Raw genomic sequence first — 16,164 nt, 5'->3', positions numbered from 1 at the left:
GTTTTATTATTTAATGCTAGGCGTATGATCTAATTCTTCGAAGACTGAGTTTTTGCTCTTGTACTCTCTCACCAAAGCCTTCATGGTCATCACTACATTTCTATCATCATTTTTCCTAGCATGATCTAGTAGTGTATATATTTGTGATTCAATTTCAGAGAAAACATATTCACGCACCTTCCCAATCATGATTTTTTCATGATGCGTTGGCATGGTATTCTCACTGTCATTTAAAAGTTCTTCAAACAATTTCTCTCCTGGTCTTAGACCAGTAAATTGAATCTTAATTTCTTGGTTTGGAATTAAACCCGCCAATCGAATCATTTTTTTGGCAAGTTCAACTATCTTAACAGATTTACCCATGTCAAAAATAAAGATCTCTCCTCCTGCCCCCATACACCCAGCCTCCAAAACTAATCGACAAGCCTCCGGAATGGTCATGAAATACCTTGTAATTTCTGGATGGGTAACTGTAATAGGCCCACCCTTTTCTATCTGTTGTTTAAAGCGAGGTATTACAGAGCCATTAGAACCTAAAACATTGCCAAATCTGGTGGTAATAAATCTAGTAATTGGTTTTACATCCAAATCATTAATATAACTTAAGCCATTGCTAAAAATAAAATTGGGCTTATGTAATGAATTATTTAATGATTGCACATAAATCTCAGCAATGCGCTTAGAAGCGCCCATGACATTGGTAGGATTAACCGCTTTATCTGTAGAAATCATCACAAATTTCTGTACACCATGTTTCACAGATAGATCTGCAATGGTCTTGGTTCCCCACACATTGGTTTTTACAGCTTCTGCAGGGTTATCCTCCATTAAAGGAACATGTTTATAGGCTGCTGCATGGTAAACGTAATGAGGTTTATAGGTTTCAAAAAGGTGATCCATCCTTTTCTCATCCTTAACATCCCCTACAAAGGCATGAAAATTAGTATTAGAATACGTTTCTTCTAATTCTAGGTAAATATGATGCAATGAAGTTTCAGATTGGTCGCAAAGAATAATCAAACTGGTTTCAAATTTAATTAATTGGCGTACAATCTCACTACCAATAGAGCCTGCTGCACCAGTAATTAAAATTCTTTTGCCCTTCAATTGATTCTGTATACCCTCTATATCAATCTGAATGGTTTTTCGATTTAATAAATCCTCAATATTAATGTTTTGTATCTGTCTGGTATGCAATTTACTTCTAGACCAAACATCTGCTGGCGGTATATTAAGTACCATGATGTCATTTTCTAGGCAAATGTCTACAATCTGGTTTTTTCGCTCAACAGGAATCGTATAAGAGGCAAAAATAATTTCATCAACTTGATGATCACTGATCAACTGCTCTAACTTCTCGCCTGCTATAATTTTCACTCCATCAATAGTCTTTCCAACTTTTCGTTCATCATCATCCACAAAGGCAATAATCGTTTTGTTCACTTTTCCATCGTGGTCAAAGGTTCGTTTGGTTGCCAGTCCCGCTTCTCCAGCACCATAAATAATCACCTTTCTTTTGTCAAGCGTCAAATTTTTAATGTACATGAAAAAGTACTTGATCAATACTCGGTAAGTAATCAAGAAAAGAAAGCTGGTTAAGCCATTAATAACCAATACGATATTGGAAATATAAGGGTCTCCCTTAAGAGCCAGCACAGCCATGTTAATGAAAAAGAATATTCCATTAGTGGCTATTACTGCATATAAAACCCTAAATGTATCTTGTGCACTCGTATACCTGATAATTCCAGAATAGGTTTTCACATTTAAAAAAACCATGATATTAATCACACTAATGATGATTACATTCCTGCCAAATTCTGCAGGTTGTATACTATTAAGATCAAAATTATATCGTAAGAAATACGCAATAAACAAAGAAAACAGGCAGATACCTAAATCCAGTAAAAAAATGATCCACTTTGGAACGATATTTATTTGACTAAACAATTTCATTTAATTTAAATCAAATATAACAAATATAATACCACAGTCAATTTTTTTTGATTGGCCGACATTAACAAGGTCTATCGTCAACCGTTTATCGTCTGGCGTCTGTTAAAACGCTCAACGAACAACGAACAACGCCTCACCGTCCACCGTTTGTCGTTTGTCGTCTGATAAACCCTCCACAACCCCACAACTAACCAACTCAACGCCTTCACAACTAACCGCCTCAACCCTCAATAAGCATTATCCTCACCTCTTAGCATGTTAATGATGGTCATGAAAACAATCTTCACATCTAACATGGCGGTCCAATTCTCTAAATAGTGGATATCATATTTAATACGGTTCTCCATGTCAAACGCATCTTTAGTTTCACCTCTTAAGCCATGCACCTGGGCCCAGCCCGTTATACCAGGTTTTACAAAATGACGCACCATGTATTTATCAATTATCGTTTGAAATTGATCATTTAGCTTTAAAGGATGTGGCCTTGGCCCTACTACACTCATGTCGCCAAGCATCACATTGATAAACTGCGGAAGCTCATCCAAACTACTTCGCCTTAAATAATTACCTACACGGGTTATCCTTGCATCGCCTTTTTTTGCCTGTACATACTCATGCTCTGTTTCCCTCACGCTCATGGTTCGAAATTTAAAAACAGTAAATTGTTTGTTATTTCTTCCAGCACGTTTTTGAAGAAAAAATACCGGCCCCTTTGAGTCTAGTTTAATGATAATCGCAATAAGGGGTAGTAACCACCATAATAGAAATACAAAAAGCAAACAAGAAAAGGCCAAATCGAAAAAACGTTTTTTAAATCGCTCATCTATTTCCTCTAAAGGTTCTGGCCTTATGGTAATAATGGGAAATTTGTTGCCCAGATAATTAACGTTATAATTGCCAAATAAATGAGAACCCATATCTGGAATGAATTTGAGTCTCAAACCATTTTTATCCGCCTCTTTGATCAGATCATGTACAGCTAACATCCGATCTGGTATTACAGTTACATATACATCTTTAACACCAGCAGCCGCAGCTTCGCTTAAGCGTTGCGAAATACCGCTAGATATAATTTGCAACTGATCAAAATAAACACATTCATCACCGCCAATGGTGCCGTAAAACAAGAAATTTCGTTCTTGATTAAAATGATCTATTAATCTTATAGAAGTTTGGTTGGAACCAATAACGGCTACTTCTCTAGACAATCGGAACCGATCTACAGCAAGGTAATGTATGGAAGTCCCTATTAGCCTGTTTATGATAAATGCACCAGCCAGCAAGATGTAAAACCACAATAAGAGAGATGGAGATAAATGGTTTTCTTTATGAAATTGAAGATATAACACATATAAGATCACATGTAAACCGTAAGTTCGCCAAGTGGCCCGGTAAACCTGTTCCATCTTATTCTCGCCAGTCACCCTGTATAAACCAAAATAGCCTGAGCATACCAACCATATCAAGTTACAAACTACAACATGGTTATTGTTATTTCCTATAAAAACCTCTCGATTAGCGATAGATGCCCAATAGCCTACAATATAGAAGATTATATTAATCATTAATAAATCTACTAAAGGCAAAATATACCTTAACAGGAAAACATATCTGGTTTGATTGTTCATAGGTTACAGGTTTCAGGGCCCTGTTTCTTAATGTATTTTAAACTTCACCCATACACTATAGCCTACAAAATTAACTATAAATAAATAGAATGTATGATTGAAGTACTAAAAAAGAGAGCTGCGTCGTTAAATGGACTTAAAAAGTCGATAAATATTACTTATTACTCGATATCATTAAAATTAACAATTAATCTGCTTAGTAGGCGTTTTCTTCTCCCCTAACCATATTAATCACCGTCATGAACACAATCCTCACATCAAACATCCCAGCCCAATTTTCAATGTAATAGATGTCTGCCTTAACCCTATTTTCCATATCCAATTTATCCTTTGTTTCACCCCTATAGCCATTTACCTGCGCCCAGCCCGTAATACCAGGTTTTGCAAAATGACGAACCATGTATTTTTTTATAATTTCTTGATATTGATCATTCAACAACAATGGATGTGGTCTAGGCCCAACTACGCTCATGTCTCCGTAAAACACATTGATAAATTGTGGGATCTCATCTAAACTTGTTCTTCTTAAAAAAGCGCCTATCTTGGTAATCCTGCTATCATTCTTGGTGGCCTGTTTAAATTCACCATCATCCTCGGCAACAGTCATTGTCCTAAATTTAAGTACTTTAAAAATCTCGTTATTCCGTCCTGCTCTATTTTGTTTGAATAAAACCGGCCCCTTACTTTCCAATTTAATTAACAAGGCAATAATGGGGTAAAGCCAGCTAAAAACAAACAGGATAAATAAAGAACTAAAGACTAAATCAAATGCCCTTTTTTTAAAACGATTGCTCATTTCTTCCAAAGGTTCATTTCTTAAGGTAATAATCGGGAACTCGCCTCCCATATACCCAATGGTAAAGGGCGTATTTAAGGTGCCGCCAAAATCTGGAATAAACTTTAAACGAACACAAGCCTTATCAGCTTCAGCTACCAAGGTTTTAACATCAGCCATGCGTTGTGGGGCAACAGCTACATAAACCTCCTTAACGCCATAATCTACTGCTTCTGCTAATTTTCCTGCAATAATTTGAGCAGTAACGCCTTCCTTAGAATCATAAATGGTTTCATCATCTCCTAAAGAACCATAAAACTCTAAACTTCTCTGCCCTTGCAAATAGACAGATAGCCGCTCTGCAGTAACATTAGAACCCAATACCGCTACCTTTTTTGCAGCCTTAAACTTGTTCAGTACAATATACTGAATAGAGGTACCAACAAAACGATTTAGGATAAAGGCAAAAGACAATACAATGTAAAACACAACTAAAAATGCTCTCGAAAAAGCATCCTGATTAAAAAAAATCAGGTAGGCAGAAAACAGCACAAAATGAAAGGCAACACTGCGCCAAGTACCCCTGTAAATTCTTTCTATTTTTCTAGAGCCATAAGTAGTATACAAACCAAATACAGCAGTACTTACTATCCAAATTAAATTACAGATTACAATGTGGTGGCTGTTTAACTCATTACTTAATGTTCTTCCAAAAGATACCGCTAAAAAATAGCTTGCAAAATAGATTACGTTCAACATTAAGACATCAGTTACTGGCAAAATATACCTTAAAAGATAGATGTAACGTGTTTGAATAGCCATAATCAGGGATGAATGTTAAAAAGCTTCAATATATCCACAAAGTTAATATATTATATTTTAGATTAAATACCTACAACTTGGTATTTGTTAACTTTTTGTAAGAAATTTGTGTCAAAACTTAAGGCTTAACGAAAAATTAACAGAATTAGGAAAAAAGTAAACCAAAATCAGACTAATACTGACATAAAAGAGGCTTGCATCATTAACTTACTAGAAATTTATTTAGTTTTTTGTCATCCGATGTATGGGCAACATCAATGTATCATCGGATGAAAGCCAGTAGCTCTTTCGTGTAGTCAAATATTTTGATTCATCATGCTCAGCTTCTCGTCATCCCCTCGTGCGTCCTCTCGACGATAGGAGAACCCAGAATGGCTCATTAATACCATTAAAACAATAAAAACTTATTAATAGATCTGTTAGACAAACCCACCCTTCCCATCATCTCGACGACAGGAGAACCCAGAATGGCTCATTAATACAGTTAAAGTAATAAGAACTTATTAATAGATCTCTGGGTTAATTCTCCTTGCTAACCTATAACCCCTAACCATCTAAACCCTAACCGCCTTCAACAACTCAACCTCTAACCATCCAAATTCATAAACATCCTCAGCTTCCCGAATCAAAACAAGAATTGCGAAGATCGATCCTCATCAACCTAAACCTATTAGAAGAGACCATCAGTTTTGAAGCACCTGAATTCCATTTAAGGCTTTCAATCCAATTTTTGTTTTTAAAGAAACTCTTTTAAATAAATTGTTGGTTATATATATAAGAATTTTTTACAAAAAAATGAAATCTTAAGGCATGAGTTTGTTATTCACTACCTTAAATCAAGATAATTAGAAAAATTTTCGCAAGAAATTTGTATTTTTACAGCAAACATTTAAAAAAACAGCCAACTTAATTAAAATATTAATTAATCATAAACTTTTAGTTAATTAATTAGGCAATTAAATCATCCCATATTAAAATTTTAAGGATAAACTTCGAAAATCAATGAAAAAAGCACTCATCACTGGTATTACAGGTCAAGACGGCTCTTACTTAGCCAGTCTATTATTAAAAAAAGGTTACGAAGTACATGGCATTAAACGCCGTAGTTCGTTATTCAATACCGACCGTATCGATCATTTGTATCAAGATCCTCATGAAAACGACGTTAAGTTTGTACTACACTATGGAGATTTAAGTGATTCAACAAACCTTATCCGCATTATCCAGCAGGTACAACCAGATGAGATTTATAATTTGGGTGCAATGAGCCATGTACAGGTAAGTTTCGAAACGCCTGAATATACCGCAAATGCTGATGGGATTGGCACTTTGAGGATTTTAGAAGCCATTCGTATTTTAGGTTTAGTTAATAAAACTAAGATATATCAAGCATCTACCTCAGAACTGTACGGCTTGGTGCAAGCAGTACCTCAAAGCGAAACCACCCCTTTCTATCCTCGTTCGCCTTATGCAGTAGCTAAAATGTATGCTTATTGGATTACCGTAAATTATCGTGAAGCTTATGGCATATACGCATGTAATGGCATCCTATTCAATCACGAAAGTCCACTCCGTGGAGAAACCTTCGTTACCCGTAAAATTACTCGTGGTACAGCGAAGATTGCATTAGGCATGCAAGATAAATTATATTTAGGGAACCTAGATGCACGTAGAGATTGGGGCCACGCCAAAGATTATGTAGAAGCCATGTGGTTAATCTTACAACAAGAAAAACCAGAGGACTTTGTAATCGCAACTGGCGTAACCACAACCGTACGTGATTTTATTAAGATGGCATTTGGAGAAGTGGGAATTAGCCTCGAATTTAAAGGAGAAGGTGCCGAAGAAAGAGGATATGTAACCGCATGCAGCAAACCAGAATTTCAGGTAGAAATTGGAAAAGAAGTAGTAGCCGTTGACGCTCGTTATTTCCGCCCTACTGAAGTAGACCTGTTGATCGGCGACCCAACCAAATGTAAAGAGAAGTTAAATTGGAAGCCTAAATATGACCTAGCTGGATTGGTTAACGACATGATGAATGCAGATGTAGAACTTTTCCAAAAGGAGAGAATGTTAAAAGAAGCTGGTTACGCCGTTAAAAATCAGTTCGAATAATGGACAAATCAAGCAAAATATATGTAGCAGGGCACAATGGAATGGTTGGCTCTGCTATTGTTAGAAAACTGAAAAGTGAAGGCTTTGAAAACATTATAACTCGTTCTTCCAAAGAACTAGATTTGAGGGATCAAAAAGCAGTAAGCGACTTTTTTACTACCGAAAAACCAAGTCATGTTTTCCTAGCTGCTGCAAAAGTGGGTGGCATATTGGCTAACAATATCTACCGTGCAGATTTCCTTTATGAAAATTTAATGATCCAGAACAATGTAATTCATTCTGCCTACCAAAATGAGGTTACCAAACTGATGTTCTTAGGGTCTTCATGTATTTATCCAAAACTTGCCCCACAACCATTAAAGGAAGATTATTTATTAACTGGCGAATTAGAGCCTACCAATGAGCCCTATGCCATTGCCAAAATTGCAGGCATCAAATTGTGCGACGCTTATCGTGCTCAATATGGCTGCAATTACATTTCGGTGATGCCAACTAATTTGTATGGGCCAAATGATAATTACGATTTGAATAATTCCCATGTTTTACCCGCATTAATCCGTAAGGTAATTACTGCTAAAAACAATAAGGACGCAAACGTAACCATTTGGGGAACAGGCACACCAAAAAGAGAATTTTTATATGTTGATGATTTAGCAGAAGCTTGTTTTTACTTAATGCAAACCTACAATGAGCCAGGCCTGGTAAATATTGGCGTTGGCGAAGATGTTTCCATTTTAGAACTTGCTCAATTAGTGGTTAAAGTTGTAGGTTATGAAGGAGAAATTGTAACCGATACCACAAAACCAGATGGCACGCCTAGAAAACTAATGGATGTAGGCAAACTTCATGCAAAGGGCTGGAAAGCAAAAATATCGCTCGAAGAAGGGATAACTAAAGTATATAACGAAGTTAAGAACCTTAATTGGAACTAATGAACCCTAACAATTACGTATTAATCATGGCCGGGGGTGTGGGCAGCCGATTCTGGCCTAAGAGCCGCAACAATTTCCCAAAACAATTCTTGGACATTTTAGGCATAGGAAAATCTTTATTACAGCTAACCTATGAAAGATTCCTTAAACTATGCCCTAAAGAAAATATCTTCATTGTAACCAACAATCAATATGAAGACATTATCTTACAGCAATTAGAAGGCATCACATCATCACAATTGATTTGTGAACCTAGCCGTAACAACACAGCACCATGTATTGCGTATGCTTCTTTTAAATTACAAGCACTCAATCCAGAAGCTAACATCGTGGTTGCTCCTTCTGATCATTTCATTCTTTACGAAGATGTTTTTATTGAAAAGATCAAAATCGCCTTAGCTTATACCGAGCAAAACGAAGCATTGGTAACTTTAGGAATTAACCCTATACGCCCAGACACTGGTTATGGCTATATTAAGTATGCAAGTGAAAATGTAGAGGGGGTGTACAAAGTAGCTCAATTTACGGAGAAGCCCACTTTGGATAAGGCAAAAATATTTTTGGAGGATGGGAATTATGTTTGGAATGCAGGAATTTTCATTTGGAAAGTCGGCTCCATTATCAACGCCCTACAAAAACATGCCGCAGAAATACATGATTTATTCAATAAGGGCATAGCTAACTATAACACAGAATTGGAACGTGGCTTTATCGACACACATTATCCTAACTCACCAAATATATCCATTGATTATGCAATCATGGAACAGGCGGATAATGTTTATACCATACCTGCAGAATTTGGCTGGTCTGATTTAGGTACTTGGGCATCGCTATATGATGCTGCGCCTAAAAATGAGGAGCATAATGTGATTGCGGCTCAACAAATTAATGTAAAGGATACCAATAATAGCATTATCCACATCAATGGAGATAAACTTGCTGTAATTAGAGGCCTAGAAAACTTTATTGTAGTTGATGAAGGAAATGCCTTGCTGATTTATCCAAAAGCACAAGAACAGGAAATTAAAGAAGTGGTTAAAGAAATGAGCATTAGTTTTGGTGATCGTTTTAACTAAAAAACCACATTCTCGTTAGCATTTTTATTGAAATGAATTTATGGATACCTTGGTTACTACGAGCCAAGGTATTTTCATTTATAAGGTTACTAAAATAAGATTGACGAGGTGCGTTATCGCTTAGGCTGGCTGCTTTAAGATGCCCAGGCAAGCTGAGCATGATGGTGTTTAACCACATAGGCACGTAGAAAACATAGGGTTTGTCAGAAAGGTTATATACCGCTGCAATGGCAACCGAAGATTAAATTGCATTAAGATACCCAGTCAAGCTGAGCATGACGACTCTCGACTGTTGAGCTGAGTACGGCGGTTCTGATAACTATGGGCTTGATGGGCGAAATGGGCAAGACGGCTTTGAACCACATAGAAAGATTAGCTCTTTGTCCGAAAAGCTATATGTATCGCTACAATACCAATCATAGGTTAATGGCGTTTTGCAATATTTGCGCTCTTGACGGGCAGCTATGTTGGATCAAGCGGAATTCGGATCAATGCCAAATGTTGAGGGAAGAACGCTACATTTTCCACACCTTTAAATTCGATTCTGAAGGCCTTGCTCTCTGCGTTAAAAGTAGGGCAAATATCTTTAGTCAGACTTTTGATTGATCTCTATGTCAAGCACTTTCCGTTACTTGTTATTCTTCAAATTTTCTAGCTTAATCTGATAGTGAATTTAACATTTAATCACGTTTTTTTTATGGTCCATTACGTTCCTTTTTAATAGGAGATAACTAAATTTAGGAAATTTAAAAAAGCAAACTATGGACTCAACCACATTACCGGAGTTAAACCTTCCAATTAAGGATGACTTTACAGGTGACTCTGACGGATCGATCGCACTCACGTCAACAAATGAAGTAAAATTTAAAGACACCGATGGTTTAATTAGAGAATTGACAGATGTGCCTGCGGTAATTGCACTGGTAACGCCAACATCAAGTGATGTATCATTTTTAATTAGTTAGGGATGGCAATACTAACTAACGGAAAAATAGTTAATAACTATGATCGATTTACAGGTGTGCCCTTTAATGCGACAATTTATCCTGCACTGCCAGCAGGAGTAATAGTAGATGATGCCATCTGGTTTCACAACCGAGCTGAGTTTGGGGGTGGATATGCAAAACGAGACTTTGAAGATGGGTTTGTTAATCCTGAATGGTTTGGTGCAATACCCGACGACTTAGATGAGGATTATACCGAAATCCTTCAAGCAATTTTGGATTGCGATTATTATCCCAACATTTCTTTAAGAGGCGCTTTTAAGGTAAATGATTTGGTGGTGCCAGATCATAAGGTACTAAGATGTTCGAATTTTAAACTTATCCAAAGGGCTTTAAGCACTACCACGGGAAATGTACTACTTACCTTAGGCGATAATGTTAAGATTAATGGCGAGCTTACCATTGACGGAAATAATTTGGAACTTGTAAGGCCAAATAACAATAGGGAATACATAGGACTAGAGATTGGCAATGGACTGGTAGCAGACCACATTATCATTAAAAACACCTTTAATCTTACCGCTAGAGGTATTGAGAAGAGTAATTTCAGAATTGATCAACTTACGGAAATTGGGATGGGCCGTGGCGCTCTATTGTTGCGGTGTTCTGACGGTTTTATTGGAACTTATATCAGCAGAAATGCGAATATGGTTTTTAATTCAATCTATCAACATTGCCTTGATCTGTTTTATTGTAACAATATAGAAATCAACTCTTATAATGTCTTTGATGTGCATTCAACAAGCGCTGCGCCCTCTTACGCAATAACGGGAATTACAATGGGCGGAAATAGCTTTTGCAAGATAAATTCGGCCATATTTTCTGGATTTTCATCTGATCTAACTGGGCTACCCATCGCAGAAGATGGAGGCTACGGAAACATTATCAGCAATGTACAAATTAAAGATTGGAATCTGGGTTGTGGCCTGGAAGTGCAGGGGAGCTGTTTTTGCATCTTTAACAACTGGTATATTGATGCCACTGCAATACCCAATGATGTATCGACCAGCGTAGGGATGCATATTTTAGAAACGGGGATTAGCGGCGCTTTTACAGACCCTAAATACCTGTATGTGCAAAACAGAGACCGGGGACTGGCAAATAACAATACCTTTGATAATTTTACCGTTGTAGGCGCATACGCTTCGTTTAGGGTTGCTGGCAACAATAACATCTTTAGGAATTGTGCCGCAATAGGAAATACATTCGGTTGGCGAATTCAGAGTTTGCAAGGTGGTGTTGCTACACATTACTGGAACAGCAGAATTGACGAAAAAATTGTTAATAATCGTTTTATTGACTGTAAGGCAGAGCAATGTACAATTGGTTTTGCATTTTGGGGCGGTAGAAACGTACAGTTAGTAAACCCAGAAATTAGGAACTGTAAAACTGGACTTACCAATGTTACACTGCAAATTTTTGCAAGTTCTACCGCTGCTACAACTAATACCATTACGGCGCCAATAGCAGTAACGGCCAACCAATACAAAGGATATCATATATTTATATCTAATGGGCCATCAGTAGGCGACCTCAGAAAAATTATAAGCCATACGGCTACCGTTTACACCATTGAGGGTACATTTACTACTATACCTTTAGCCAGCGAGTTCGCAATAGCAGAAGACCAAGGCGATATTTATATCAAGGGCGGACAAATCTTTGATGATCAAAATTTTGCAATGAATAGTGTTTGCAGCTTTTCGCCAGCGATTACTACGGTGGATCAGCTAAAAGAAGTAATTATTGCAAACAATGGTGATCGGATTGCCTACAATCAAAAATTTAAAATAAAGAACATTATTACGGGAGCAAGTAGCCCTGATTTGATTGTTCAATGTATTAATGTTGACCCAGATACGAGGGATCGAATTAATATTAAACCCTTAACTTTAGGCGATGGGAGTGCAATTGCTGGAGCATTAGCTACGCCATTTGTAAATGGTACAGGCACATTGAGCACTGAAGATGTACCAGTAGCCCCAGGTGCTAAATTATCTAGACTAATAGGTACGGGCACAAACTTTCCGGATGAAATTGATGGCCACTATTGGCTTAAAGTTGGTACAGAAAATGCGCAGGTGCTTAATGCTGATTACGCAGATCTGAGCAAATATTATCTCACAGACCAGCTGACGCAACTGTATGCAAACGTACCTTTTCAAATTGTGAAATGTGATATCGAAGGTATACCACAGATGGTAGATGGTCTTAACTTTAACAGGTACCATGGTGATGTTGTGATTGCAGATGACGTGATTATTAAAGGAGAAAGTAATGCTAAAATTGCTGGCTACCGATCAAGAAGTATAAATGAAATTGAGCTTACACCAAACGTTGCCGCACCCAAATTGGTGGTTGGTGCCAATAAGTATTTGACCAATAATACAACTGCAATTACCTTGGCTAATTTTACCAATGGCATAGTAGGCAGAAAAATAAGTATTCGAGCTAATGATGTAAATACGACAGTTGGTTTCCAAGGAACAAATTTAAAGGGGTACACCCGAAACGTGAAGCTAAATATTGGCGATATTATTGAAGCAACATTTACGGGCTCTTCATGGCTGTGTATAATTGTTCCCATTGGTGGTAGACTGCCATTATTTGATGTTGGCGATAGTAGTAGTACAACCCCATCTGTAATAGAAGGGGGTAAGGGTGGTACTGATTTACTTCAGTTAAAAAGAACAGATGGCTTTATAGGTACTTGGGGAATCGCTGTAAGAAGTTTTTTAACCTTTAGAGACGCCATTGCAAACTACGAAGTGTTTTCTATTGCAAGAAACACAACCCCTAGAAATATTGCTGTATTGGGCTTGGATAAGACTGCTGAGACTGTTGCTGGCCAAATTAGTGCCGAAAGTGTAATTGGGATCTCTGATAAAGTTGGAGGAGACATTTATGTAACTTCGGGGAGAGGAACAGGGAGTGCAGTACCAAGTAAAATCATTTTTTCCACGCCAGAACCAACCACTTCTGGTACTAATAGCCAAACATGGTTAGAAAGAGGGCGCTTTAGTGAAACAGGCGCATTTTTGATCGGGGCAATTTCTGATCAACCCTCATCTATATTCACAGTTGGTACCAGTACGAAAGGAACAATTCCATTTACAAGATTAACTTCACTACAAAGAAAATCAATTGTTGCACCTACAAATGGACTTTTCGTGTTTGATACCAACACCCAATTTTTATGGTTTTTTGACGGAACTGTTTGGCTGCCGGTGGCCAATCGCATAATTAGGGTTAGTAGTACAACCGACCCAGTGGATAAAGCTTTTTTAAATACTAACTATCCAGTTGTGGATTATCCGATTGGAACTGTTGTTAATTATTATAATGTTGGAAAAAGGTATGAAAGACAAACTGCTGATGTATGGACTGAACAATCTTCCGCAATATTGGCTTAATATATTCTGCGTGTACAGTGGTACATGCAGAATATTTTTACTGCATTTATATCTGACGTTCGTGCATCAGCGCTTAAGGCTAGGGAGTTAAAGTCAACTAGTAGATTTTTATTCTATAAATCTTTAAGGAAACTTACAAACACAGGGTTGTTAATCGCATGACTAATGCCCGTATCGATTAAGCCTCCGGTAATCTTATCAATTTTAAACAACCTGATCTCATTGCTATATTGATGCGCAACCAAGAGATAGTTGCCACTAGGATCTACAGCAAAATTGCGGGGACCATTACCAAGGGTGGCTGTTCTTTGAAGTAGCGTTAGCTCACCTGTTTCCTGATTGACTGCAAAACTGATCAACTGGTTGGCATCTCCCCTATTCGATAGGTATATAAATCTCCCATCAGCACCAAAATGGATGTCGGCGGCACTATTCTTGCCATTAAAATCTGATGGCATTAGCATAGCTTTTTGTACAAAAGACAAAACGCCATTATCCCAAGCTAAAACGTGTACGCTTCCATCTAATTCACCTACTACGTATGCAAATTTACCATTGCTGCTAAACAATAGGTGCCTAGGGCCAGTGCCAATTGGGAATTGATAAACTTGCTCAGGTATTTCCTTTAGGGGCTCTTTATGGTTATCTGGTTGATAGTTATAAAGGCTAAGGGTATCCAAACCTAAATTGGTTACCAATAAGAATTGCTTATCTGGTGACAGCAATGCGGCATGCATGTGCGTATTTGGGTGTAGCTCGTCTGATGGATCAGTTGGATGTTTGATTACCTGAACTAGGTTTGCTAATGAACCATCTGCATGCAGGCTAACACAACTTAAGGTACCATCACTATAATTAGCAGTAAATAAGTATTTACCCTTACTATCGGTGCTGATGAAACATGGGTCGGCTCCGCAAATGTCAATTTCGTTAATTGTTTCTAGTTTTTGCGTTTTACGGTCAAAGGAAATCGCAGTTACCTTATCTGAGGGTGTATGGCTTTCGTTAACCGTATAAATAACCGATCCGTCTGATGAAAAAGTTAAATAAGAAGGATTAGCCACAACATGGCTTGTTATTGAATTGATGCTATTATTCTGCCCATCTAGTTCTAATAAGTGCAGGCCATTGTTATCCGTTTCACTTGTATAACATCCAACTAAAAATCTCATCTTATGTTAAAATTAAGGGTTACAATTCTACTTGTTTCAAGAAATTTTGCATGATTCCGTTTAAGGAAATATTAGCGATTGCGTAATTACGAATGTGTTGTTGTTGGGCCACATCGTTATTTGCAATATTGGCCATGATTGCCTCATGTAAAGCCTTGCTATTTTCTGGCTCTACCACTATCCCGATGTTATTCTGAACCAAAACTTCATATAAACTTGTTCCTGGATTTGCCGTAGCTAGGGCAAGGCCACCGATAGATAATATGGTGGTTAATTTAGAAGGCATTACTAAATCTCCTGCATCTTTCTTCTGAATGATTAAATGTAAATCGGCCATATTCAAAAAGCGGTTAAAGGCTTCGTTTGACTGTAAGGGCAGAAAGAATACATTATCTAGGTTTTGAGCTTTTGCAAGGCCGATGAGGGTTTCTTTATAACCACCAGTACCACAAATTACATACTTGATCTCCGTATGGGCTTTACTGGCTGCGGCTACGCTAATAATTTGGTCGAGGCCCTGTTTTTCTCCAATGCTTCCTGAATACAAAACCACCTTGTCTGTAGGCTCAAAACCCCATTCCTTTTTAAGTTCATCCCTATTCTGAAGGGGATAATAATGATCAACATTTGCCCAATTTGGAAAATCAACAATTTCTCTATTTACCTTATTTTTAATCTTTGTAGTCATTCCAAGAGAAATTGTACTCACAAAATCTGCACTTTTAATCACGTATTTCTCTAAGCTCTCCAAAAAAGTTAACAATGCTTTCGATTTGATCATGTTCATCTCCCTTGCCATGTCTACCTGAAGGTCTTGAATATGATGTACCACCTTAGTCCCTTTAAAGAACCTATAAAAAAAGGCAACAAAAGCTAAATGAAAAGGCGGTGCAACCGAAATAATGAGGTCAAATCTTTTTGAAAACAATAACCTAAAAAAGACAAAAAAAGAAGTAAATAGAAATGTGCCCTCATGGATAATCCTTTTCATACCAGTAGGGTTTGCCGGCACATATAAAGGACAACGGTAAATGGTTAAACTTTTGTCTTCGTTCAACTCTTTTTTATACCAGCTGTTGCTATAGGGCGCTTGAATTTTCCAATAGGGATAGAAAGGAAAAGCTGTAATTACAGTACAATCAAATCCATTTTCTACTAGCCAATCGGTCATTTCGCCAGAATACTTACTAATACCCGTCATTTCTGGTTTAAAGAATAAACTATGAATTAAGATTCTTTTTTTAACTGCCATCTGTATAACGCTTTTT

At 37.4% G+C, this 16,164-nt stretch carries 10 protein-coding genes; 5 read left to right on the top strand and 5 right to left on the bottom strand.

Going from position 1 to position 16,164, the window contains the following annotated elements:
• Positions 1-6 precede the first annotated feature (6 nt).
• From EZ428_RS05445 to EZ428_RS05435, 3 genes are all read right to left on the bottom strand, one after another.
• Positions 7-1,956 (bottom strand): polysaccharide biosynthesis protein, encoded by a 1,950-nt coding sequence (locus tag EZ428_RS05445; protein ID WP_131552085.1) that lies wholly within the window; start codon positions 1,954-1,956, stop codon positions 7-9.
• A gap of 227 nt (positions 1,957-2,183) precedes the next feature.
• Positions 2,184-3,584, bottom strand: a complete 1,401-nt coding sequence (locus tag EZ428_RS05440; protein ID WP_131552084.1) for an exopolysaccharide biosynthesis polyprenyl glycosylphosphotransferase — start codon at positions 3,582-3,584, stop codon at positions 2,184-2,186.
• 196 nt (positions 3,585-3,780) lie between these two features.
• Positions 3,781-5,181, bottom strand: coding sequence for an undecaprenyl-phosphate glucose phosphotransferase (locus EZ428_RS05435; RefSeq protein WP_225870999.1), 1,401 nt, complete (start codon positions 5,179-5,181; stop codon positions 3,781-3,783).
• A 1,002-nt stretch (positions 5,182-6,183) separates the two neighbouring features.
• Here EZ428_RS05435 and gmd point away from each other — a divergent pair.
• From gmd to EZ428_RS05410, 5 genes are all read left to right on the top strand, one after another.
• Positions 6,184-7,296, top strand: coding sequence for a GDP-mannose 4,6-dehydratase (gene gmd, locus EZ428_RS05430; protein WP_131552083.1), 1,113 nt, complete (start codon positions 6,184-6,186; stop codon positions 7,294-7,296).
• Entirely contained in the window at positions 7,296-8,228 is a 933-nt protein-coding gene (fcl, locus tag EZ428_RS05425) for a GDP-L-fucose synthase (RefSeq protein WP_131552082.1), read from the top strand. Before gmd ends, fcl begins: the two co-directional genes overlap by 1 nt.
• Positions 8,228-9,307: a mannose-1-phosphate guanylyltransferase gene (locus EZ428_RS05420; RefSeq protein ID WP_131552081.1), complete on the top strand. Its 1,080-nt coding sequence runs from the start codon at positions 8,228-8,230 to the stop codon at positions 9,305-9,307. Before fcl ends, EZ428_RS05420 begins: the two co-directional genes overlap by 1 nt.
• A 761-nt stretch (positions 9,308-10,068) precedes the next feature.
• Positions 10,069-10,272, top strand: a complete 204-nt coding sequence (locus EZ428_RS05415; protein ID WP_131552080.1) for a hypothetical protein — start codon at positions 10,069-10,071, stop codon at positions 10,270-10,272.
• Positions 10,273-10,274: 2 nt separating this feature from the next.
• The gene (locus tag EZ428_RS05410) at positions 10,275-13,724 is read left to right on the top strand and encodes a hypothetical protein (protein ID WP_131552079.1); all 3,450 of its coding nucleotides are present in this window, start codon (positions 10,275-10,277) and stop codon (positions 13,722-13,724) included.
• Positions 13,725-13,837: 113 nt separating this feature from the next.
• Here EZ428_RS05410 and EZ428_RS05405 read toward each other — a convergent pair whose 3' ends face one another.
• Complete coding sequence (locus tag EZ428_RS05405; RefSeq protein WP_131552078.1) at positions 13,838-14,896, bottom strand: lactonase family protein; 1,059 nt, start codon at positions 14,894-14,896, stop codon at positions 13,838-13,840.
• Positions 14,897-14,915: 19 nt separating this feature from the next.
• Entirely contained in the window at positions 14,916-16,148 is a 1,233-nt protein-coding gene (locus tag EZ428_RS05400; RefSeq protein WP_131552077.1) for a WcaI family glycosyltransferase, read from the bottom strand.
• Between the last annotated feature and the right edge of the window lie 16 nt (positions 16,149-16,164).

Source organism: Pedobacter frigiditerrae (assembly GCF_004331645.1).
GTDB lineage: Bacteria > Bacteroidota > Bacteroidia > Sphingobacteriales > Sphingobacteriaceae > Pedobacter > Pedobacter frigiditerrae.
Note: the sequence above shows the minus strand (reverse complement) of the source record. Positions and strands in the feature narration are given on the sequence as shown.